Origin of the sequence: Acinetobacter silvestris, assembly GCF_002135235.1 — a bacterium.
GTDB lineage: Bacteria > Pseudomonadota > Gammaproteobacteria > Pseudomonadales > Moraxellaceae > Acinetobacter > Acinetobacter silvestris.
Genome location: NZ_NEGB01000002.1, coordinates 131,403 through 152,795, shown reverse-complemented (window position 1 = coordinate 152,795; position 21,393 = coordinate 131,403). Strand labels below are relative to the sequence as shown.

General features: G+C 37.7%; 19 protein-coding genes. 9 read left to right on the top strand and 10 right to left on the bottom strand.

Annotation, left to right across the window (positions count from 1 at the left end):
• Positions 1-8: 8 nt before the first annotated feature.
• Positions 9-3,575 (bottom strand): DNA polymerase III subunit alpha, encoded by a 3,567-nt coding sequence (dnaE, locus tag B9T28_RS04120; RefSeq protein ID WP_086202692.1) that lies wholly within the window; start codon positions 3,573-3,575, stop codon positions 9-11.
• 180 nt (positions 3,576-3,755) lie between these two features.
• On the opposite strand from dnaE, the gene B9T28_RS04115 reads away from it, so the two are divergent.
• A complete protein-coding gene (locus tag B9T28_RS04115) occupies positions 3,756-4,652 on the top strand; it encodes a tetratricopeptide repeat protein (RefSeq protein ID WP_086202691.1) in 897 nt (298 codons plus the stop codon).
• Between the two features lie 60 nt (positions 4,653-4,712).
• On the opposite strand, the gene B9T28_RS04110 is transcribed toward B9T28_RS04115, so the two are convergent.
• Positions 4,713-5,771, bottom strand: a complete 1,059-nt coding sequence (locus B9T28_RS04110; RefSeq protein ID WP_086202690.1) for a type II asparaginase — start codon at positions 5,769-5,771, stop codon at positions 4,713-4,715.
• Positions 5,772-6,006: 235 nt separating this feature from the next.
• Positions 6,007-7,242 (bottom strand): pyridoxal phosphate-dependent aminotransferase, encoded by a 1,236-nt coding sequence (locus B9T28_RS04105; RefSeq protein ID WP_086202689.1) that lies wholly within the window; start codon positions 7,240-7,242, stop codon positions 6,007-6,009.
• Positions 7,243-7,393: 151 nt separating this feature from the next.
• On the opposite strand from B9T28_RS04105, the gene msrB reads away from it, so the two are divergent.
• From msrB to B9T28_RS04085, 4 genes are all read left to right on the top strand, one after another.
• Positions 7,394-7,813, top strand: a complete 420-nt coding sequence (msrB, locus tag B9T28_RS04100; protein WP_086203035.1) for a peptide-methionine (R)-S-oxide reductase MsrB — start codon at positions 7,394-7,396, stop codon at positions 7,811-7,813.
• Positions 7,810-8,292: a glutathione peroxidase gene (locus tag B9T28_RS04095; RefSeq protein WP_086202688.1), complete on the top strand. Its 483-nt coding sequence runs from the start codon at positions 7,810-7,812 to the stop codon at positions 8,290-8,292. The genes msrB and B9T28_RS04095 overlap by 4 nt, the downstream gene beginning before the upstream one ends.
• 33 nt (positions 8,293-8,325) lie before the next feature.
• The gene (locus tag B9T28_RS04090) at positions 8,326-9,162 is read left to right on the top strand and encodes an AraC family transcriptional regulator (protein WP_086202687.1); all 837 of its coding nucleotides are present in this window, start codon (positions 8,326-8,328) and stop codon (positions 9,160-9,162) included.
• 81 nt (positions 9,163-9,243) lie between these two features.
• Positions 9,244-9,861, top strand: a complete 618-nt coding sequence (locus B9T28_RS04085) for a LysE family translocator (protein ID WP_086202686.1) — start codon at positions 9,244-9,246, stop codon at positions 9,859-9,861.
• Between the two features lie 49 nt (positions 9,862-9,910).
• Here the strand turns inward: B9T28_RS04085 and dapC are convergent, their stop codons facing one another.
• The 5 genes from dapC to B9T28_RS04060 form a co-directional block, all read right to left on the bottom strand.
• Positions 9,911-11,080, bottom strand: a complete 1,170-nt coding sequence (gene dapC, locus B9T28_RS04080) for a succinyldiaminopimelate transaminase (RefSeq protein WP_086202685.1) — start codon at positions 11,078-11,080, stop codon at positions 9,911-9,913.
• Positions 11,081-11,122: 42 nt separating this feature from the next.
• A complete protein-coding gene (gene glnD, locus B9T28_RS04075) occupies positions 11,123-13,789 on the bottom strand; it encodes a [protein-PII] uridylyltransferase (RefSeq protein ID WP_086202684.1) in 2,667 nt (888 codons plus the stop codon).
• 25 nt (positions 13,790-13,814) lie between these two features.
• The gene (gene purT / locus B9T28_RS04070; protein ID WP_171263452.1) at positions 13,815-15,032 is read right to left on the bottom strand and encodes a formate-dependent phosphoribosylglycinamide formyltransferase; all 1,218 of its coding nucleotides are present in this window, start codon (positions 15,030-15,032) and stop codon (positions 13,815-13,817) included.
• A gap of 201 nt (positions 15,033-15,233) precedes the next feature.
• A complete protein-coding gene (gene ygaH, locus B9T28_RS04065; protein WP_086202682.1) occupies positions 15,234-15,581 on the bottom strand; it encodes an L-valine transporter subunit YgaH in 348 nt (115 codons plus the stop codon).
• Positions 15,571-16,338 carry an AzlC family ABC transporter permease gene (locus tag B9T28_RS04060; RefSeq protein ID WP_086202681.1) on the bottom strand — a complete coding sequence of 256 codons (768 nt, stop codon included), beginning with the start codon at positions 16,336-16,338 and terminating at the stop codon, positions 15,571-15,573. The genes ygaH and B9T28_RS04060 overlap by 11 nt, the downstream gene beginning before the upstream one ends.
• Positions 16,339-16,436: 98 nt before the next feature.
• On the opposite strand from B9T28_RS04060, the gene B9T28_RS04055 reads away from it, so the two are divergent.
• Positions 16,437-16,919 (top strand): hypothetical protein, encoded by a 483-nt coding sequence (locus tag B9T28_RS04055; protein ID WP_086202680.1) that lies wholly within the window; start codon positions 16,437-16,439, stop codon positions 16,917-16,919.
• Between the two features lie 67 nt (positions 16,920-16,986).
• Here the strand turns inward: B9T28_RS04055 and B9T28_RS04050 are convergent, their stop codons facing one another.
• Entirely contained in the window at positions 16,987-17,352 is a 366-nt protein-coding gene (locus B9T28_RS04050; protein ID WP_086202679.1) for a hypothetical protein, read from the bottom strand.
• 294 nt (positions 17,353-17,646) lie between these two features.
• Here B9T28_RS04050 and B9T28_RS04045 point away from each other — a divergent pair, with 294 nt between their 5' ends.
• Positions 17,647-18,120: a GNAT family N-acetyltransferase gene (locus B9T28_RS04045; protein WP_086202678.1), complete on the top strand. Its 474-nt coding sequence runs from the start codon at positions 17,647-17,649 to the stop codon at positions 18,118-18,120.
• 64 nt (positions 18,121-18,184) lie between these two features.
• Here B9T28_RS04045 and ychF read toward each other — a convergent pair whose 3' ends face one another.
• Positions 18,185-19,276, bottom strand: coding sequence for a redox-regulated ATPase YchF (ychF, locus tag B9T28_RS04040; protein WP_086202677.1), 1,092 nt, complete (start codon positions 19,274-19,276; stop codon positions 18,185-18,187).
• A gap of 427 nt (positions 19,277-19,703) precedes the next feature.
• Here ychF and B9T28_RS04035 point away from each other — a divergent pair, with 427 nt between their 5' ends.
• Both B9T28_RS04035 and B9T28_RS04030 read left to right on the top strand, forming a co-directional pair.
• The gene (locus B9T28_RS04035) at positions 19,704-20,468 is read left to right on the top strand and encodes a glutathione S-transferase family protein (protein WP_086202676.1); all 765 of its coding nucleotides are present in this window, start codon (positions 19,704-19,706) and stop codon (positions 20,466-20,468) included.
• 444 nt (positions 20,469-20,912) lie between these two features.
• Complete coding sequence (locus tag B9T28_RS04030) at positions 20,913-21,383, top strand: Lrp/AsnC family transcriptional regulator (RefSeq protein WP_086202675.1); 471 nt, start codon at positions 20,913-20,915, stop codon at positions 21,381-21,383.
• The last annotated feature ends 10 nt before the right edge of the window (positions 21,384-21,393 follow it).

The following is a 21,393-nucleotide window of genomic DNA, read 5'->3' as shown; positions in this document are numbered from 1 at the left end:
TCCAGAGCTTATGAGAATTGACTGGCTTCAGTATTATAAAGATCCATAGCATCATCCATACTCATATCGCTTGGGGGAGGTGCAAGTGATTGAGTTGGTTGGGCATGATTTACTGTTTTAGCCGCTTTAGATTTAACCTGATATTCAACATGTATAGATTCTTTACCAAAATAATCACGCAGTTTGGCAAGCAGTTCATCTAGAGGTACAACTTTCCATTGTTGTCCAAAATGAAGTTCAGCTGTTGCATATGCATAATCAAGTTGAATTTGCATCGGAATATGCTGACACATATCAACATTACAATATGGAAGTATAATTTTTTGCAGATCAGATGCTAAGGTTTTACTGATACTTTCAGCTTTTAAATTAATACGCAGGTTATTGGCACGTTTTTGGCGAATTTCATTTAACGTAAATGCTTTCGTGAGTCGACCCATTGGACGATCAAAGCCTTCACGTTCATAGATTTCACCTTCAATGACCACGACTTGTTCAATTTTGACCACATCTTTATAGCGTTGGAAGCGCTCATGATTACAACTGACTTCAATTCGAGCTGTACCATCATCCAATGTGACCATCATGCGATTGGGAAAATTGGCAATATCAACAACCAAGCCCGCAAAAACGGTGGTTACACCACGACGAGTAGGGGTGAGTTCATTAATTCGGACTGGAACAAATGACTTTAATTCAGGGCGATAGACATCAATAGGATGACCCGTGAGATATAAGCCGAGTGTATCTTTTTCACCTTTAAGTCGAATTTCATCTGCCCATGGTTTGACTGGTTTAATTGGCTTCCGCTGTACTTCTTCAACTTCGCCAAATAAATCCATAATGCCCGATTCACGGTTGGAACGAGCTTGATCCGCAGCTTGCACAGCTTCAGGGAGTTGCAGCATTAAGCTTGCACGGTCAATTCCAAGGCAATCAAAAGCACCGGAACGAATCAGCGCTTCTAAAGTACGTTTATTAATTTTCTTTAAATCGACACGATGGCAGAAATCGAAAAGATCTTTAAACGGGCCAGCTTGCTCGCGTGAATCAATCACCGATTGCATGGCTTGCTCACCCACACCTTTAATTGCACCCAAGCCATACACAATTGTGGTTTCATCACTGGCATGGAATTGATATAGAGACATATTCACTGAAGGTGGCAGGACTTCTAAACCATTGGTACGGCAGTCATCAATTAAAAATACGACGTTATCGGTATTTTGCATCTCTGAAGACAGCACCGCAGAAAGGAACTCAGCTGGGTAATAAGCTTTTAACCATGCTGTTTGATAGGCAACCAGTGCGTAAGCTGCTGCATGCGATTTGTTAAAACCATAACCAGCAAATTTTTCCATATAATCGAAAATATGATTGGCTGTTGCTTCATCAATATCTTTTTTTGCTGCACCTTCAATAAAAATTTGGCGCTGTTTAACCATTTCTTCTGGTTTTTTCTTACCCATCGCACGGCGTAGCATGTCTGCACCACCGAGCGTATAGCCTGCACAATACTGTGCAGCTTGCATCACTTGTTCCTGATACACCATGATGCCATACGTAGGTTCAAGCACACCTTCAAGCAAGGGGTGTAGATATTCAAAATCGCCACCATGCATACGGTGAATAAAGTCTGGAATAAGATCCATCGGGCCAGGACGATATAACGATACAAAGGCAATAATTTCTTCAAATTTACTTGGACGAGCTTCTTTCAGCATTTTTTTCATGCCGACGGATTCAAACTGGAATACCGCTGTAGTATTGGCCGCAGCAAAAATTTGATAAGCTTTTGGATCGTCTAAAATAATATGAGCAATATCGAGTGGTATTTCAGACTTTATTCGTTTATTAATATTTTGAACGGCATCTTCAATAACTGTTAAGTTACGCAAACCCAAAAAGTCGAACTTGACCAAGCCAGCTGATTCAACATCATCTTTATCAAATTGTGCAACGCGGTTACTACCATCGGCATCACACATTACAGCAGAATAGTCGGTGATTTTAGTCGGGGCAATAACAACGCCACCCGCATGTTTTCCTGTATTTCGGGTAATACCTTCGAGTTTGAGTGCCATTTCCCAAATTTCAGCAGCATCATCATGATCGGGATTGGATGGATTGGTGACGATATCCTTAAGTTGCGGTTCAATTTCAATCGCACCCATTAGGTCTACACCTAAGGGTTTAGTAGGGATCATTTTTGAAATGCGGTCAGCTAAACCATAAGATTTACCTAAGACACGGGCAACGTCACGAATTGCTCCTTTAGCTGCCATGGTTCCGAAAGTGGCAATCTGAGAAACTGCATCACGGCCATAATGTCGCGCAACATAGTCAATGACCTTATCACGACCTGCGATACAAAAATCGATATCAAAGTCGGGCATAGAAACCCGTTCTGGATTCAAGAAACGTTCGAACAGTAGGTCATAACGTAGTGGATCTAGATCAGTAATTTTTAAACTATACGCAACCAGTGAGCCTGCACCTGAACCACGTCCTGGGCCCACGGGAACTCCATTGCTTTTAGACCATTGAATAAAATCCATTACAATAAGGAAGTAGCCTGGGAAACCCATATCTAAGATCGTACCAATCTCATAGGCGAGGCGATCATCATAAACTTTGCGAATTTCAGGCCAATCTTCATCACGTTTTTCAACTGGATAAAGGAAGTTTAAACGTTCTTCTAAGCCTTGCTGCGAAACATATGCAAAGAAGGTGTCAATGGTATGACCTTCTGGAACTGGGTAGTCAGGAAGGTCATTGAAACCGAGACGTAATGATACGGTACAGCGTTTGGCAATTTGGATGGTATTTTCAATGGCACTCGGGATGTCAGAAAAGAGTTCAACCATTTCTTCAGCAGTTTTGAAATATTGTTCCGTTGAGTAATGCTTTGGACGACGATCATCACCCAGAACATAACCATCTGCAATACAAACACGGGCTTCATGGGCTTCAAAATCTTCAGGTCGAACAAAGTGCACATCATTATGTGCCACGACACCTATATTATATTTTGTAGCAAGCTTAATGGCTTCCTGAATAAAAAGTTCTTCTTGTGGGCGATTGGTTCGAGTTAAAGCCAGATAGACGCGATTGCCAAATTTTGCGATCCATTCTTCGAGTAAAGGTTCTGCTTTTTCCGGATAGGATGAACACAGCATTTTACCCACATCACTGTGTAATCCCAAAAGAACCATCAGATCTTGAGATTGTTCTAAGATCCAGTCTTTTTGAATACATGGAATACTGAGTTGTTGACCTTCAATAAAGCCACGCGAAACGACTTCAGTCAATCCACGCCAACCGGAATTGGTCATGGCCAGTACCGTAACGCGATGTTCAGCATCATTAAGACGAAGAACACTACCGAAAATGGGTTTTATGCCTTTATCTAAGCATTTTTTATAAAATTTTACAGCGGCGTGTAAATTTGAAAGATCAGTGATTGCCAGTGCAGGCATTTCATCAGATGCAGCAGCTTTAATGAGATCAGGTATCCGTACGATCGATTCTGTGATCGAAAATTCGGTATGAATACCAAGATGTACAAACTGCATAAATGAATCCTTCGCTAAGCAAGCGCATATTTTAACATGCTCAGCAGGAAACGTGCGCTTGAAACGTAAAAAACAGTTTTATCTGGTTATAAGTTGAAGACTTAAAATTTCTCTTTACGGGTTATGTGTTTATAATGTGTTCGCTTTAGAATAATTTTAATATGAAATAATTGGAAGTTTATGAAAATTAAAAACTTGATTTTATCATTGGCCTTAGTTTGTTCATTTTCGAGTAGTCTTTATGCTGAAGTTGAATATAGCCAACGTTTAGTAGAACAGGCCCAAAAAGGTGATGCTCAGGCTCAATATGATTTAGCTGAAGCTTATTATCAGGGATATAACACTGAACAGGATGATGAAAATGCATTTAATTGGTATCAAAAATCAGCTGAAAAAGGAAATTTAGATGCTATTTATGCATTAGGTTATATGTATGATCATGGCGAGTTTGTAGAGGAAAATAATGTAGAAGCGATGAAATGGTATTTACAAGCTGCTCAAAAAGGCCATTTACTCTCACAATATAATTATGGCTTTAAACTAGAAGATGGTGAGGAGGGTATTGAGCCGAATCCTAAAAAATCTATAGAATGGATCGCTAAAGCGGCAAATTCTGGCTTGGCAGCAGCGCAATATCATTTGGGCTACAACTATGAAATGGGAACAAATGTTACTCCAGATTTAAATAAAGCAATTAAGTATTACCAACTGGCGATTGCACAAGGTAATGCAGATGCACAAAATAACCTTGGAGTACTTTATCAAGAAGGTAAAGGTGTAGGTCAAAATTTTGATGAAGCGCTACGTTTATATACCTTGGCGGCTGATCAGGGGCATGATTTGGCGACTTCGAATATTGGGATATTGTATGAAAATGGCGAAGGTGTAAAACAAAACTACGTGACGGCTGCTAAGTACTATGACATGGCATATGAACTTGGGGATATCAATTCTCTGAAATATTTAGCCAATCTTTATGAGACTGGTGGTTTTGGTTTAAAGAAGGATATTCGTAAAGCCAAAGAATATCAAAAGGCATTTGAATCTAGTGATGCAGAACAAGATGCTGCTCAATAAAATTGATTTTTACTTGAATAAAAAGCGCCAGTATTGGCGCTTTTTATCAGTTTAAGTAAATTAATAGTCCCAAAATATTCGTTGTATTTCTTTCGCATCTTTGGTTTTAGTTAGAGCAAGTGCAGCCAGAAGTTTAGCTTTCTGCGGGTTTAAATCATGTGCAACCACCCAGCCATATTTATCATCAGGTTGTTCTGCATTACGCAGTACGAAACCTTGCGGTACACGCGAAGAACGAATAATTTGGACACCTTGCTGCTGTAATTGATTTAATGTTGGCACAATATAATTCGCAACTGATCCATTTCCTGTCCCAGCATGAATAATCGCTTTTGCTCCTGCTTTAGCATATGCAGTATAAGCATCTGGTAGCATATTGCCTGAGCCATAAACAATTTGTACTAATGGAAGGCTATCACCTTGAATATTTTCAATATTAAATTCTGAATTTTTATTGTGGCGTTTACTTGTATTTCTAAACCAGTAGGTTTTCCCCTCGATCAGCGAACCTAAAGCTCCCCATTGGCTGGCAAATGCATTGGTATGAATGTTGATAGCTTTGGTCACGTCACGAGCGGAAAAAATATCATCATTCATCAGCACAAAAGTCCCTTTACCTTTTGCGCTGTCATCAGCAGCGAGTGCGACTGCACTATAAAGGTTCAATGGACCATCGGCAGAGAGTGCAGTTCCAGGTCGCATTGACCCAACCACGACAATAGGTTTGTCAGAGTGAACCACTAAATTTAAAAAGAAGGCTGTTTCTTCTAAAGTATCTGTACCGTGGGTAATTACGACACCATTTACATCTGGTTTTTTCAATAAATCATTAACTTGGCGAGCAAGTGAAAGTAGTTCTTTATCTGTTATACTTTCTGAAGCCACTTGCATGGCTTGTACGCCAGTGACATTTGCGAGGTTTTGAATTTGTGGTACTGCATTGAGTAATGCATCCACAGGAACTTTGGCTGCGGTATAGGTTGCACTATTGGTCGAGCTAGCGCCTGCACCAGCAATGGTGCCTCCAGTTGCCACAACAACGACGTTATTCTTGGCAAATGTAGTAAAAGGAATAAGCATCCCTAAAGCGAGTGTAAGTGCTGTAACCGTCTTTTTCATAAAATATCCTTGCTTGTATTGAGCTTATTTATGCTTTTGAACTGTAAATTTTATTGAGTGCTCAAATTAATATAAAAAAGAGCTGGAAAGATATAGTTTTATTAAAATGTTATTTTAGAAACTATCAAGTAAATTTATAGTGAAGCGGTCAGATTCGAGTGAAGTAGTTAGAAAATAAAAAAGAGCTTAAATTTAAGCTCTTTTAGTAAAATTATTTATAGATTACAGAAAAGCCTTAACGCATTTTTGCCAAGAAACGGCTTAAACGTGTCATCGCTTCACGTAATTCATTTTCAGCTGGTAAAAATACGACACGGAAATGATCAGGAGTAGGCCAGTTAAAACCCGTTCCTTGTACTAGTAATACTTTTTCAGCTTTTAAGAAGTCAAGCATGAGTTTTTCATCATCTCCAATTGGGTAGATCTTTGGATCAAGACGAGGGAAACAGTACATTGCACCTTCGGGTTTCACACAGCTTACACCAGGAATGTTATTTAACATTTCCCATGCAATATTACGTTGTTCATATAAACGACCACCTGGACGGATCAAGTCATTAATCGATTGATAGCCCCCGAGCGCCGTTTGAATTGCATATTGTGCTTGATGATTGGCACATAAGCGCATTGAGGCAAGCATGTCTAAGCCTTCAATATAATCTGCTGCTCGTGATTTATCACCTGTAATAGCCATCCAACCTGAACGATATCCAGCAATACGATAAGCTTTAGATAAACCATTAAAAGAAATACACAATTGATCGCCAGCTAAGGCTGCAACTGCAACATGCTCAATCCCGTCATAAATCACTTTGTCATAAATTTCATCAGCAAACAAAATCAAATCATATTTTTTTGCGAGTGCAACAATTTGTTCCAAGATATGACGTGGATAAACTGAACCCGTTGGATTATTTGGATTGATAATTACAATACCGCGAGTATTGGGGGTGATTTTACTTTCCATATCCGCAATGTCAGGATACCAAAAATTTTCTTCATCACACTTATAATGAATAGCCGTACCACCTGAAAGGTTTACCGCAGCAGTCCACAGAGGATAATCTGGCATTGGCACCAGCATTTCATCGCCATCATCGAGCAAACCTTGCATTGCCATTACAATCAGTTCAGATACACCATTGCCGATATATACGTCATTGACGTGCATATCTAAGATGCCTTTTTGCTGATAGTACTGACAAATGGCTTTACGGGCAGGGAAAATACCTTTTGAATCGGTATATCCCACGGCATTTGGTAGGTTTAAAGCCACATCATTAATAATTTCTTGTGGTGCTTCAAAACCAAATGGGGCTGGATTGCCAATATTCAGTTTGATAATTTTATGTCCAGCTTCTTCCATTTCATTGGCGGCTCGTAACACAGGTCCACGAATGTCGTAGCAAACATGCTCGAGCTTTGACGATTTCTTGATTTCGCGTGGAGAAGTGTTACCTAAAACGGACATAATTCCATCCAATTATTTTGAGTTTATAAAAATAGATTACTGAAATATCACAATCTATGTTGAAATTTAGCTAGAAATTTTGCAAGCTCTAGCGTAAATATGGAAGTACTGAAGCATGACATTGAATGTCAAAGATTTAAAGGAGTTAATGATGGGAAAACTCAATAAAACAGACCGAGAATGGCAAAGAGAGTTATCACCCGAGGAATTTAAAATTACTCGACAAAAAGGGACGGAGCCTGCTTTCACTGGAAAATATTGGAATACGAAGCAACATGGCATCTATGTTTGTCGTTGCTGTGGGACTGAACTATTTTCTTCTGATACAAAATATGACAGCGGTAGTGGCTGGCCAAGCTTCTATAAACCTGTAAATAGTATGGCGATTGATGAATCAGATGACAGTTCACATGGAATGGCGAGAACAGAAATAGTATGTCATCATTGTGATGCACATTTAGGGCATGTTTTTGAAGATGGCCCACAACCGACTGGATTGCGTTATTGCGTCAATTCAGCTTCATTAGAATTAAAAACACAAGAAAAAAGTGACGAGGAAACATACCCATGACTAATATTTATCAGTTTGAGGCTGAATTACTAGAGGGAGAAAATAAAGCTTTTTCTGAGTATCAAGACAAAGTTTTATTGATTGTGAATACGGCCAGTAAATGTGGTTTTACCCCGCAGTTTGCAGGATTAGAAAAATTATACGAAAAGTATAAAGATCAAGGTTTTGAGGTTTTAGGTTTTCCATGTAATCAGTTTGGTGGACAAGATCCTGGTTCTAACGAGCAAATTGGAGAATATTGTCAAAAAAATTATGGCGTTTCATTTCCAATGTTTGCGAAGGTGGATGTAAAAGGACCTGAGGCACATGTACTTTTCCGTTATTTAACCAATAATAGTAAAGGAATTTTAGGGAGTGGCATTAAATGGAATTTCACGAAGTTTCTAATTAATAAGAAAGGTGATGTGATTAACCGTTATGCGCCAACCACCAAACCTGAAACTTTAGAAGAAGATATTGAGAAAGCATTAGCTGGATAAGATGCATGCTCCAAAATTTATATTGAGCCGATGATGTCTATAGAACAATCAGTAGAGTTTTGGAGTCATCCTAAAATGCCTTATGTGGAAATACGTAGGGCATGTCAAAGTCGTATTTGTTATAAATCCCACAGTCATTCAACCTTTTCAATTGGTGCAGTAGATATTGGTCAAAGCCAATTTTCTAGTTATTTTAGTTCAGCACAGCAAATTGAATCAGGTTCCTTAGTCGTTATTCCAGCGCATATTGAGCACTCATGTAATCCATTGCCTGATCAAGCTTGGACCTATCAAATGATGCATTTGAATGCAGATTGGGTAGAAAAATTACTGGAAGAGTTACATATAGATGCTTACTCTCCGATTCAGTCGGGTAATTTTCCTTGGTTAAAATCTCAGATTATAAAAACTGCTGATATTTACCAAGCTTTCTCTCAGTTGAATCTTAATTTATTTGATTCAAATATTTCGATATTAGATAAAGAACAACATTTAATAGAGGTATTAACGGGTATTTTACTGCCAAGTTTCACATGGAAATATCTTGATTTACCCAAGTATCATCAAAAAAACTTAGACGAACTCATCAATTATTTGAATGTTGAGAATGAATTTATTTCTTTAGAAAATTTATCACATGCAATGGGTCTGAGTCGTTATGCCATCATTCGGTTATTTAAAAATAATTTAGGTTTAACTCCACACGCTTATCAACTGAATAAAAAAATTAATCAAGCTCGTGAGTTATTAAACCATGGTGAGCCGATTATCAATGTTGCACATGATTTAGGCTTTACAGATCAAAGTCATTTTCATCGAGTCTTTAAGGCACATACAGGTGTAACCCCAAAGCAATATCAACGAAATTAATGATATAGATAAGTGCGCAATTTTATACAAGAGTCTAAGTTTCGATTTTTTTAAACTATCTAAAATTTTTTGAAGATAGATATGGAACTGTTTTTGATTATTGCATTAACTCACTTTATGGCTTTACTTTCACCGGGGCCTGATTTTTTTCTGATTATTACGACACTTCTACGCAAAGGTAAAAAATCTGCGCATTGGGTGTGCATTGGGATCGCACTAGGAAATGCACTTATCCTGATCGCTATATTGAGTAGCTTATTTTTATTGGAAAAAATCAATGTTGATCTACTTAAATATATTCAAATTGGTGGTGCAATTTATCTGATTTATTTAGCCTATCTGTGTTTTATGTATGCTAAAACGCCCATTGAATTTGATATCAAGTCCGTTCAGAACGTGCAGCAATCTCATTTAGTTTTTAGCAATATTCGAATGGGTCTACAATCCAGCTTACTTAACCCAAAAAATATAATGTTCTATAGTAGTTTAATCATTTTGATTGATCAGGATTTTAATACAGTTCAAAAAGTATTATTGAGTACTTGGATGATTAGTATTGTTCTGATTTGGAATTTGTTGGTATTAAAATTAATCAGTCATAAAAAATGGATGAATTGGTTAAAGGCTAAATCGCAGTGGCTTTATTATATTTCGAGTGGCTGTTTTCTTTTTTTCGCTATGATATTGATTTTTGCTTAATTAGGTTGAGATCGTGCAAAGCCTAATTGAAGGCTTTGCACTTTTAAAATTATAAAATCGCTTTTAGGCGTTTAACCACTTCTTCACACTGAGCAATATCCGCGACTAAAGCTAAACGAACATGATTTTCACCCGGATTACCTTGCGGAGTATCACGAGATAAATAACGACCTGGCAGTACTTTAATATGGGCTTTTTCCATCAACATCTTGGCAAAATTTTCATCGTGATCTACTTTTAGCCAATAGTAGAATCCTGCATCTGGTTTTTGTAATGGCAATAAGGTACCCAATTCAATTTGAAATAAATCAAATTTTGCACGATAGAGCTTACGGTTTTCTTCAACATGGGTTTCATCATTCCATGCTGCAATAGAAGCCAGCTGATGTTGTACAGGCATTGCTGCGCCGTGATAAGTACGGAATTTTAAATAAGGTTTAAGCAAGTTTGCATCGCCTGCAACAAAGCCCGAACGCATCCCTGGTAAATTCGAACGTTTAGACAGCGAATGAAATACGATGCAATTTTTATAGTCATCACGGCCGATTTCAGCACAGACTTCTAAAAGACCTGTGGGCGCTTGGTCAAACCACAATTCTGAATAGCATTCATCAGAAGCAATGACAAAATTATATTGGTCTGAAAGGGCAATTAATTTTTTAAATTGTTCCTTGGAGAGTACTGCACCTGTTGGATTACCTGGGGTACATACAAATAATAAGGCCGTTTTTTCCCAGACTGCTGCGGGTACAGCATCAAAATCACCCAGATAATGATTTTCTTCAGTGCAGTTAATGAAATAGGGCTTTGCACCTGCTAAAAGTGTTGCGCCTTCATAGATTTGGTAAAAGGGATTGGGCATGACGACATAAGGTGCTTCATCACGATTAATTAAGGCTTGTACAAATGAGAAAATACCTTCACGAGTGCCTGTGACTGGAATGATCTGATCTTCAGCACTGATTGAATTAAGCTTAAAACGGCGAGTCAACCAATTTGCAATACTTTGGCGTAATTCAGCGATGCCTTTACTGTTTGGATAGGTTGAAAGATGCTGAAAATTATCAATAATGGCTTGCTTCACAAACTCTGGAGCAGGATGCTTTGGTTCACCAATTGAAAGTGGGATCAAAGGTAGAGCTGCGGGTTGCACATCCTGAAAAAGTGCATTTAACTTTTCAAATGGATAAGGATGTAATAGGGACAAACTTGAGTTCATGAAACAATTACCGGATTAAAAAATAAAGAATAAGATTTAAGATTAATGCTGACTAAAAACCTGATTAGAAGCTTCATCAAGTGCTGATTTTAACTGCTCAGCAAATATTTGTGCCTCATGTTCATTTAATGGTTGCCCACCCGTTTTGGTGACAAAGAAGATATCTTCTGCTTTTTCACCAAGCGTTGCAATTCTAGCAGAGTGAATGTCTAAACCTTGCATCATAAAGATGCCCCCAACTTTTGCAAGTAAACCAGGTTGATCTAGTGTTGAAATTTCAACCATATTTTGTTGTAAGGCTTCGTTTAAAGTAACGTCTACAGTATTTTCAATTTCAAAGTGTCTTAACTGACGTGGAATGCGACGTTGCATTAAACCAGGATAAATATCGGAATGAGTCAATGCTTTGACCAAGGCTTCTTTAACAGTGAGTGCTCGCTCTGGATCGGTTAATAGTGTTCCAAAACGATCTAAAACCACATACGTATCTAAACTGAATGCTTTGGTTGCAGTAATAATACGTGCATCTTGGACATCCAGATTCATTTTATCGAGTACCGCTACGGTAGTGGCAAATAAATTAGGCTGATCTTGGGTATAAATAAAAATCTGTACGGCATCTTGTGCTGCTTTACGGTGCGCTCGCATGAGTACTAAGGGTGCAGGATTGTCACCATGCTGCAAAATAGCGCGAGTATGCCAGACAATTTCATCTGCTGACTCTTTAATGAAATATTCATCTCCTAGCTCTTGCCATACTTTTTCGACATCGTCTAAAGAAAAATCATTCACTAAGTTTTCACTGGCAGTAAATTTAGTATCTTCAATTAACATTTGATAATCAACTGGACGATCTAAACCTGAGCGAATGACATCACGCGCATGTGTATAGAGCTGGCGCATGAGGGATGCACGCCAAGTGTTCCAAAGTTTTGGATTGGTCGCATTGATATCTGCTACAGTCAAGGTGTACAAATAATCGAGATGTTCCATATCTCCCAGTTTTTCAGCAAAACCTTTAACGATATCTGGATCTGAAATATCTTTTTTCTGTGCAGTCATCGACATGAATAAGTGGTTTTGAATGAGCCAAGCGACAAGGTTGCATTCACGTTCAGTGAAGCCATGTGCCCGACAAAACTCAATCGCATCTGCCGCACCTAATTCACTGTGATCACCACCACGACCTTTGGCAATGTCATGGAATAGTGCTGCGAGCAATACAATGTCACGGCGACGTAGACGCTGGAAAACTGAACTAACGACGGGGTAATCTTTCGCAAATTCAGGTTCTTTAAAACGATTTAAATTGCGTATCAACAACAGCGTATGTGCATCTACAGTATAAATATGGAATAAGTCATATTGCATAAGACCTAAAATTTGCCCAAATGCAGGGATATAATTACCCAATACGCCATATCGCTTCATTGCCACCAAAGTTTCATATAAACGATAGGGCGAACGAATAATCGACATAAATAATGCTTGATGAGCAGGATTATTTCGATAATTGGTATCGATGCGTTTTGCTGCAAGAATGAGTAGACGCAATGTACGAGCACGTATACCTTCAATTTCAGGACGATTGGCCAATAAATAGAATATTTCTAAAATAGCACTGGGTTTTTCTGCAAATATTTTATGATGTTGAACTGCCAGTTTGCCATCAACCAATTTGAAATTGTCATTAATACTTTCAATTTTACGTTCGTAATTGGGTAAGCGTGGGGTAATAACGGACTCATTGAAATAAGCGAGTAACATTTCATTCAGGGTTGAAACCTGTTGAGCTGTACGATAATACCGCTTCATGAATTGTTCAATTGGGTAGTTAGGATGATGATCATCTTCACGGGTATAGCCAAATTTTGCAGCGATTTCACGTTGATAATCAAATAATAATCGGTTTTCATCGCGTTTGGTGAGACGATGTAAATGGTGGCGAATTTCCCAGAGGAAATTTTCTGCTTCTTCGAGCACACCAAGCTCAAATTCAGAAATAAAGCCTAAATGAACCAAATCATAGATTCGATTGACACGGAAATGACGTTTTGCAATCCAACCTATTTGGTTGATATCACGAATACCACCTGGTGCATTTTTAATGTCAGGTTCTAAATTACTTTCAGTATGATTATGTTGAGCATAACGACGAGCTTGTTCATCCATTTTTGCATCAAAGAAGGTTTTGTCGGTCCATGTTTGTGAAACAATACGACGTGGCCATTTAGCAAGGTGCTGATTGCCAGTAATGATTCGGGCTTCAATCAGCGCAGTCGCAACGGTTAAGTCACTGGTGGCTTGCTCAAAGCAACTTCGGATGGTACGTACACTAATACCTGGTTTGAAATTGCCGACATCCCAGAGTGAGGAAATGAATGAAGACACAATAGCTTCTTGCTCTTGAGTCAATTCGTCTTCTGATAAAATCATGATGTCGACATCAGAATAAGGCAACATTTCGCGGCGACCGTAGCCACCGACTGCAAAAAGGCTGAGATTACTTTGATTTAATCCAACATGATTCCATAGGAAAATTAAGGCTTCATCAATCGCATCTGAACGTGTGCAGACAATTTCACGAACTGGATGACCTAAATCAAAACTTTCCTGAAGCTGCTTTTCGATATCTGTGCGCCATTGATTAATCGCTTGGATATCATGATTACTTGAAACGTAAGAGAGCAGAGGCGTTGTGTTGATCATGTCTTATATGTCCGCAACTTTTAAACTATTGAGTTTGATTGACCGTAACTTTTGAGGCTGTTTCTTGTGCCAATTGACGCGCTAAATCGGTATTTTCGGCACGAGCAGTGGCAACTCCCATACGACGGCGTTTAAAACCTTCTGGTTTACCAAAAAGGCGTAAGTCTGTATTTGGGTTTTCTAAAGCAAGATTTAAGCCAGAATATGCTAAATTCTTCGCATCTACACCTGCGTAGATCACGGCACTGGCTGCAATACTATGTCGAGCAGTATTTACGGGTAGACCTAAAATAGCACGTGCATGTAGCTCAAACTCACTTTGAAACTGTGATGCTAAAGTGACTAAACCTGTATCATGTGGACGTGGTGAAACCTCACTAAACCATACTTTGTCACCTTTGACAAATAGTTCTACGCCAAAAATGCCACAGCCACCTAAAGCCACAGTCACTTTATTTGCAATACGTTTTGCTTCTTCTAATGCAGCAGTAGTCATGGCTTGAGGCTGCCAACTTTCGACATAATCACCTGCATCTTGACGGTGTCCAATTGCATCACAGTAATGTGTTTCAATTTCGCCTGTTTCAGCATTTTTAGCACGTACCGTAAGAAGCGTAATTTCAAAATCGAAATCAATCTGTGATTCGATAATGACGGTACCTTGGTTAACACGACCACCTGTTTGCGCATATTCCCAAGCTGCATCAACTTCTGAAAATTCTTTAACTCGTGATTGTCCCTTACCTGAAGATGACATGACAGGTTTTACAAAGTTTGGATAACCAATATCATCGCAAGCTGCACGGAAACTTTCTAATGTCTTGGCAAAGCGATACGCAGATGTAGGTAAGCCTAGTTCTTCGGCAGCTAGTCGGCGAATACCTTCACGGTTCATGGTTAAGTTCACTGCTTTGGCAGAGGGAATGACAGTTGCTATGTTATTGTTTTCAATCTCGATTAATACCTCGGTTGCAATCGCTTCAATTTCAGGAACGATTAAATGAGGTTTTATTTGTTCGATGAGTGTTTTAAGTTCGAGAGGATCTGCCATGTTTAAAGTATAAGAATAATGCGCAACTTGCATTGCAGGCGCATGGTCATAACGGTCAGCGACATGTACTTCCACACCTAATCTTTGTAGTGAAATGACCACTTCTTTGCCAAGTTCCCCTGAGCCAAGTAAGAGTACTTTGAAAGCAGAAGATTGAAGTGGGGTGCCAAGAGTTATGCTCATGTGAACCATCCATGCTTATGATTTTGGGCTTTTAAGCATAGCAGAACTGATACCCGTGTTAAGTCTTGATTTGCATAAAATAATAATTTTTGTTGGACAATAGTTGTAATCACTTGGAAATTTGAGTCGGTGCATTTTTATTCTGTGTTGGGCAGTCTGTTAATTCCGCGATTTTAATTCGAATTCCAAGTGATTTTAATTTATTATTCTTTAAAAATGGAGAGGTAGATAGGTGTATACCAATCCATAGGCCAATGCCGCGGTTAAAGTCGCGAGTACAATTTTCTTAAATTTAAAATATAAAGTACTCAAAACAATAAAACCAATAAGCATAGCAAAGCTTTTATCAGGCGTTTCAATTAAAGGTGGAAGCGTTGCAACAATGAGCATTGAACTGATTGCAGCAATACCAATACTGCCTAAAGCAATTTTTAACCAGATAGCACCACGTTTGGGGTTATTTTTATGCTGTTTCTGAATAAAAAATAAAGGGCCAAAACGAGATGCAAAATTGGCGATACCAACCACAATACCCACTAAAATGATTTCAAGATTCATGCTGTACTCCCGAAGTTTCAGGGTTTAAGTCATCATGTTGTTTTAAAATATAATATTTAAACAGTCCAGCACCGATACCAGATAGAATTCCGATAAAGATTGCGGCAGATAAATTAATAAAATAACAAGCCAGTGCGGAAATAAGTAAAGATACTGCAACGACCAATGTATGTTTCTTTTCAAATGCAGCAAGTAAGAAACTTAGAAATAAAGCAGGCAGCAAGAAGTCTAAAGCTGCTTGTAAAAATTGTGGTAGGTTGCTGACTTGATCTGCAAATAATCCACCTAATAATGAACCGAGTGCCCAAGACATCCAACTAAATAAACTTAGCCCCAACATCCAAGATTCTGACCATTCTTGGCGCCGTTGTGAAAGTTTAATCATGCCGCTGGCAAAAACCTCATCGGTTAAGCCCCAAGACCAAATTGCGGTTTTTTTAAGATTTAAACGATCTTGGATTAAATTTTGTAAAGCTGGGCCATAGAGGACATGACGAATATCGAGGGCGATGACTGTTAAAGCAGTCATCCAAATAGATGTACCACTACCTAACAGGGCGACTACTAAAAATTGACTGGCACCAGCATACATCGAGCACGAAAGAAATAATGCTTCCCATGCGCTGAAACCAAATTGTGTTGCAGACACGCCAAAGGCAAAAGAAACGGGTAAATAAGTAAAGATAATAGCTTGACTATCTTTAGCACCTTGCCAAAAACCAGCTGGTTTGACTGGGGAAGATTTGTGCTCAGACACGACACACCTTGAAAGAGTAAATCAAAAGGTAAATTGAAGTTGAGTATTGTACCCGAATTCACTAGCATAGTAGTTAATTGTTTGTTTAGGTATTCACTATGTTTGCGGTCAAGCCTCGATTTTTCCTAATGATGGCTGTATTTTTCAGTATTTTAGGTTTGCAAGCGTGTGGGAATCCATCTTCTGAATCGAAAGGGAAGGTTGAAATCAAAGCTGCACCTAAACTAACCAATGACGCAACGGCATACGCTCAAAAAGCATGGATATTGATGAATCAGGTTGAGCCATATGTGTATCGTAAACAATTGAATTTAATTGAAGATAAAGTTCGGAAACCGATTCGTAAACTTAGTACGGATTGGCGCATTAATGTCAAAATGACAGACTCAGTCACTGAAGGGAAATATGCTTTATGCCGTAAAGCATTGACCAGTTTAGATACTTGGGCAAGAGCAAATTTGGAAAAAGGTGACAATCTTCTGCCAAAACAACAGGCTTATGAGCGTGATAAAGCACAATGTAAGGATGCTATTGATAATCCAGCATTAGGTAATACCAAGGCCAATAGTAATATCTTCTAATCATGCACAAATTTAAAATGAAGTATAGAAAAGCGAGGTTTTAAATCTCGCTTTTCTATTTTAAGAATTAATGTTTTGTAGTATCTGTTTTAACTTTAGGAGTTGCATCTTTCATAGTATGAGCTTTGTCAGCTCTCATTTTTGTTGTATGAGTTGCATCATGTTTTACATTGGTTGTTGAGGCTAGATCGGTTGTGCTTTTAGCGGTATGGGTCGCTTGATCCTTGACTTTAGTCGTATCATTTTTAGCTTTCATTGCTGTGTTTTTGGTATTTGCCGCAGCTTTATTTGTACCTGAAGCAACAACACAGGTTCCACCTTTGTGATTTGGACCAGTTCCACCGACTAGAGTCGTTCCTTTAGGGCATGCAAATGCGGTCGCACTTAACATGGAGAATAAAGCTACTGTTAAAACTGTTGTGATTTTTTTCATTGTCTTTATCTTTATATGATGAGGCGTTAGTACCTAAGCTAAAATGTAATATGACAAAACCTTTTTGAAAAGCGTAAAGTTGTTAATTAAAGCAAACATTTATAGTCTTATTGCAGTGCAGTGGAATTTTTAATTTATATTTAAGTTTTACAGATGAGAATGAATAGTTTTATTATTTAAAATACTCATTTTAAATAAGTTATTTTTTATATTTTTGAATAATTGTGAATAAAAAATGGATTTATTTTTAATTTTTGATAAAAGTATTATAAGAATATTCAACGTTGATATTGTATGAGTTTTATAATCCGAAAAGCCAAATACGCTGATGCAGAACAAATTTATCAATTGATCAAGCAACTTGCACCCTTATTTTTAGATAATTATAATTTTGATACGCTCGAACATTTTAAATGTTACAAAATTGCTGAATTGATTCAAAATGAAGAATTTGAATATTTGCTTGCGCAAAATGACAAAGAACTCATTGGTGTCATCGCTTTAAAAAAGCTAAGTCATTTGTATCATTTATTTATTGCTGAAAAGTTTCAAAAGCAAGGGTATTCACGATTGCTTTGGAACTATTTAATGGGACAGTATTTTGCTAATTCCAGTGAAATTGCACACGTGACCGTCAATGCGAGCTTAAATTCAGTGACTGTGTATGAACGTTTAGGTTTTCATCGACTAGAGCAAGCTGTTCAGGTGTTTAATGGAATGCAGTTTGTTCCAATGCAGTATCAAATCTTTCAAAGTCATACGGTTTAATCATGTTTGATGTCCTAAAATAAAAAAGCCTCAGATAGACTGAGGCTTTTTTAGATTTTAAAATTTATACATTAAAACGGAAATGTAAAACATCGCCATCTTGTACGATATAGGTTTTACCTTCAAGGCGCCATTTACCAGCTTCTTTAGCACCAGCTTCACCGTTGTATTGCACAAAATCATCGTATGCAACACATTCAGCTCGAATAAAGCCTTTTTCAAAATCAGTGTGAATTACACCCGCGGCTTGAGGGGCAGTAGCACCGACTTTAACGGTCCATGCACGTACTTCTTGTACACCCGCTGTAAAGTAAGTTTGTAAGCCAAGGAGTGAATAACCTGCACGAATGACCACGTTCAAACCTGGTTCTTCCATGCCCATCGCTTCTAGGAATTCAGCGCGATCTTCATCTTCAAGTAAAGAAATTTCAGCTTCAATTTGGTTGCAAAGTGGAACTACAATTGCATTTTCTTCAGCAGCTAACTTTTTCACAGCTTCTAAGTGTGGGTTGTTTTCAAAACCATCTTCTGCAACGTTAGCAATATACATGGTTGGTTTTAATGTCATTAGACCAAAACCACGAACTAATTTACGCTCATCATCATCAAGATCAGTCGCGCGAGCAGGTTTACCTTCATCTAATACAGGTTGGATTTTTTCTAACACTGCTTTAGTTGCGATAGCGTCTTTATCCCCACTTTTTGCAGACTTTGTTAAACGAGTAATTGCTTTAGCAACAGTTTCTAAGTCTGCCAGTGCAAGCTCAGTATTGATGGTTGCAATATCATCTAATGGATCAATTTTACCATTAACGTGAATGACATTTTCATCTTCAAAACAACGTACTACATGAGCAATGGCATCAGTTTCACGAATGTTCGCAAGGAATTGGTTGCCCAAACCTTCGCCTTTAGATGCTCCAGCAACAAGACCGGCAATATCCACAAATTCCATGGTGGTTGGAATAACACGTTGTGGTTTTACAATCGCAGTCAATTTGTCTAAACGTGGGTCAGGTACAGGAACAATCCCTGTGTTTGGCTCAATCGTACAAAATGGGAAGTTTTCAGCAGCAATAGCAGCTTTAGTTAATGCATTGAAAAGTGTAGATTTACCAACATTCGGCAAGCCGACAATACCGCAATTAAAACCCATGAAATGACTCACAAAGTATTATATAAAAATTGTCGATGATTTTACATGAAAGCCATGACAAAGTCAGGTCTCAGTCATAAGATTTAAAGCGTTGAACAGTTTTGTGCGACCATCATCATAAAAATGAATCAATTAGGTAAAGCATAAATGCGTTACGAAAGTTAGAGAGGCATTCAGAATATTATTATTGTGATCTTCATTTGAAAAATACAGAACTGAATATGATTAATAAGTTGATATAGCATAATTTATAGGAAAGATATTTTGAGCGAGGAAGGACTCATAAGATTTTTTAATGCTTTGAATGGAATGATAAAACGTATAAACAGAATGTTCATTGTATTTCGTTCATTGAATGATTAAAGTAACGCTTTATTAGGATGAATCTTGATTAAAGATTTGATTAAAAAAATAATTTGGAGAATTTATGCGCACGCTTTACCAATTTCCACTTTCGCATTATTGTGAAAAAGCACGTTGGTTGCTTGATCATAAAGAGTTGGATTTTATTGCGCATAATTTAATGCCAGGTGTACATCGTGCATTTTCACAATTAAAAACTGGGCAAAATACTTTACCTATTTTAAAAGACGGGGAGCGCTGGATTGCTGACTCGACCCAAATTGCTTTGTATTTAGATGAGATTTATCCAGAGCATGCTTTATTGCGTTCAGATCAAAACCTTCGTGAAAAAACACTGGAAATTAATCTACTCGCGAATGAGCTTGGATTACACGTACGCCGTTGGGGTTTAGCACTCACTTTACCAATTAGTGATGAACCTATTGAGATTATGATTGGTGAAAAAGGCTATTTACGTAGATTTGAAAAAATTTCTAAACCCATTTTAAAAACATTAATTATCAAGAATTATCAGTTAGATGCTGAAAAAGTGGCAACATCCAAAAATACAATGGATGCAATTATTGCCGAATTAAACCAAACTTTAATTGAAAATCATTGCAGATATTTAGTTGGGGATCGTTTGGGACTAGCAGATATTGCAGTGTGCTCAATGTTGGCTCCATTGTTGGAGCTAGAGGGTACGCCGTGGGAAAATGAAAATCATGAAGTTCAGTCAGATGAGTTTCTTCATTATAAAAATGAATTGTTGAACTTACCTTTAGGGCAATATGTTCAACGGATTTATATGACAGAAAGAAATGCGCGCGTAGATTGGCGAGGAGTCTAAGTTCTTTTTAGAACGGACAGAAGGACTTCTGACATGATAGAAATAACAATTATCAAAATTTGCATAAAACTTGGATAAATTTACCGTTATTTGTATATCAATCGGGAAAAAATACATATTTATGCAATTTAATGAAAATATTTCTTAAAAACTGCTAGAAATTAATAAATTTTAGGCAAATAATCCTGTACGGATAAAGCTAACGTATGCGTTTAGCTGAGATTGGGTAAAACAGGGGAATGTGAACGAAATTTTAGAAAATTCATTAAAAATATGAATTTGGTTACGTCTGCTATAGCATGAAATTTTAAAGGTAGCGGTAATTGAGTGATAAACAAATGATTTTTAATCTGAGTTTTTTTGATTGAATTTTTAGCATTTTTTAGGTGGAAACAGCATGATGAGTTCATCATCCCTAAATAATAAATAACATTGGAGCCAATGATGGAACTTGATCGTTATGATAAACAAATTCTCGAGATATTAACCCATGAAGATATTAATCTTAATGAGTTGTCTGAGCGGATCAGCCTTTCTGTGAGTTCAGTGCATCGTCGTATTAAGCATCTCATAGAAACTAATCTCATGACTAATTTGAAGCGTGATATTAATTATGAAAAATTAGGCTTTAAATTACATGTCATATTACAGGTATCGCTGAGTAAACATGATACGGATACCTTTGCAAAATTTTTAGAAGAACTTGAAAATATTCCTGAAGTGATTAATGCTTTTTTAGTGACAGGACAATCAGCTGATTTCTTAGTAGAAGTAATTGCCAAAGATATGGAAAACTATAGTGAAATTTTATTAAAGCGGATTGGTAAAATTGAGCATGTTGTTGCATTGCATTCGAGTTTTGTAATTAAGCAATATAAAGTATTTAACTGTAATGGATTGTTGAGTCGAGTTTGATTTTTAAACA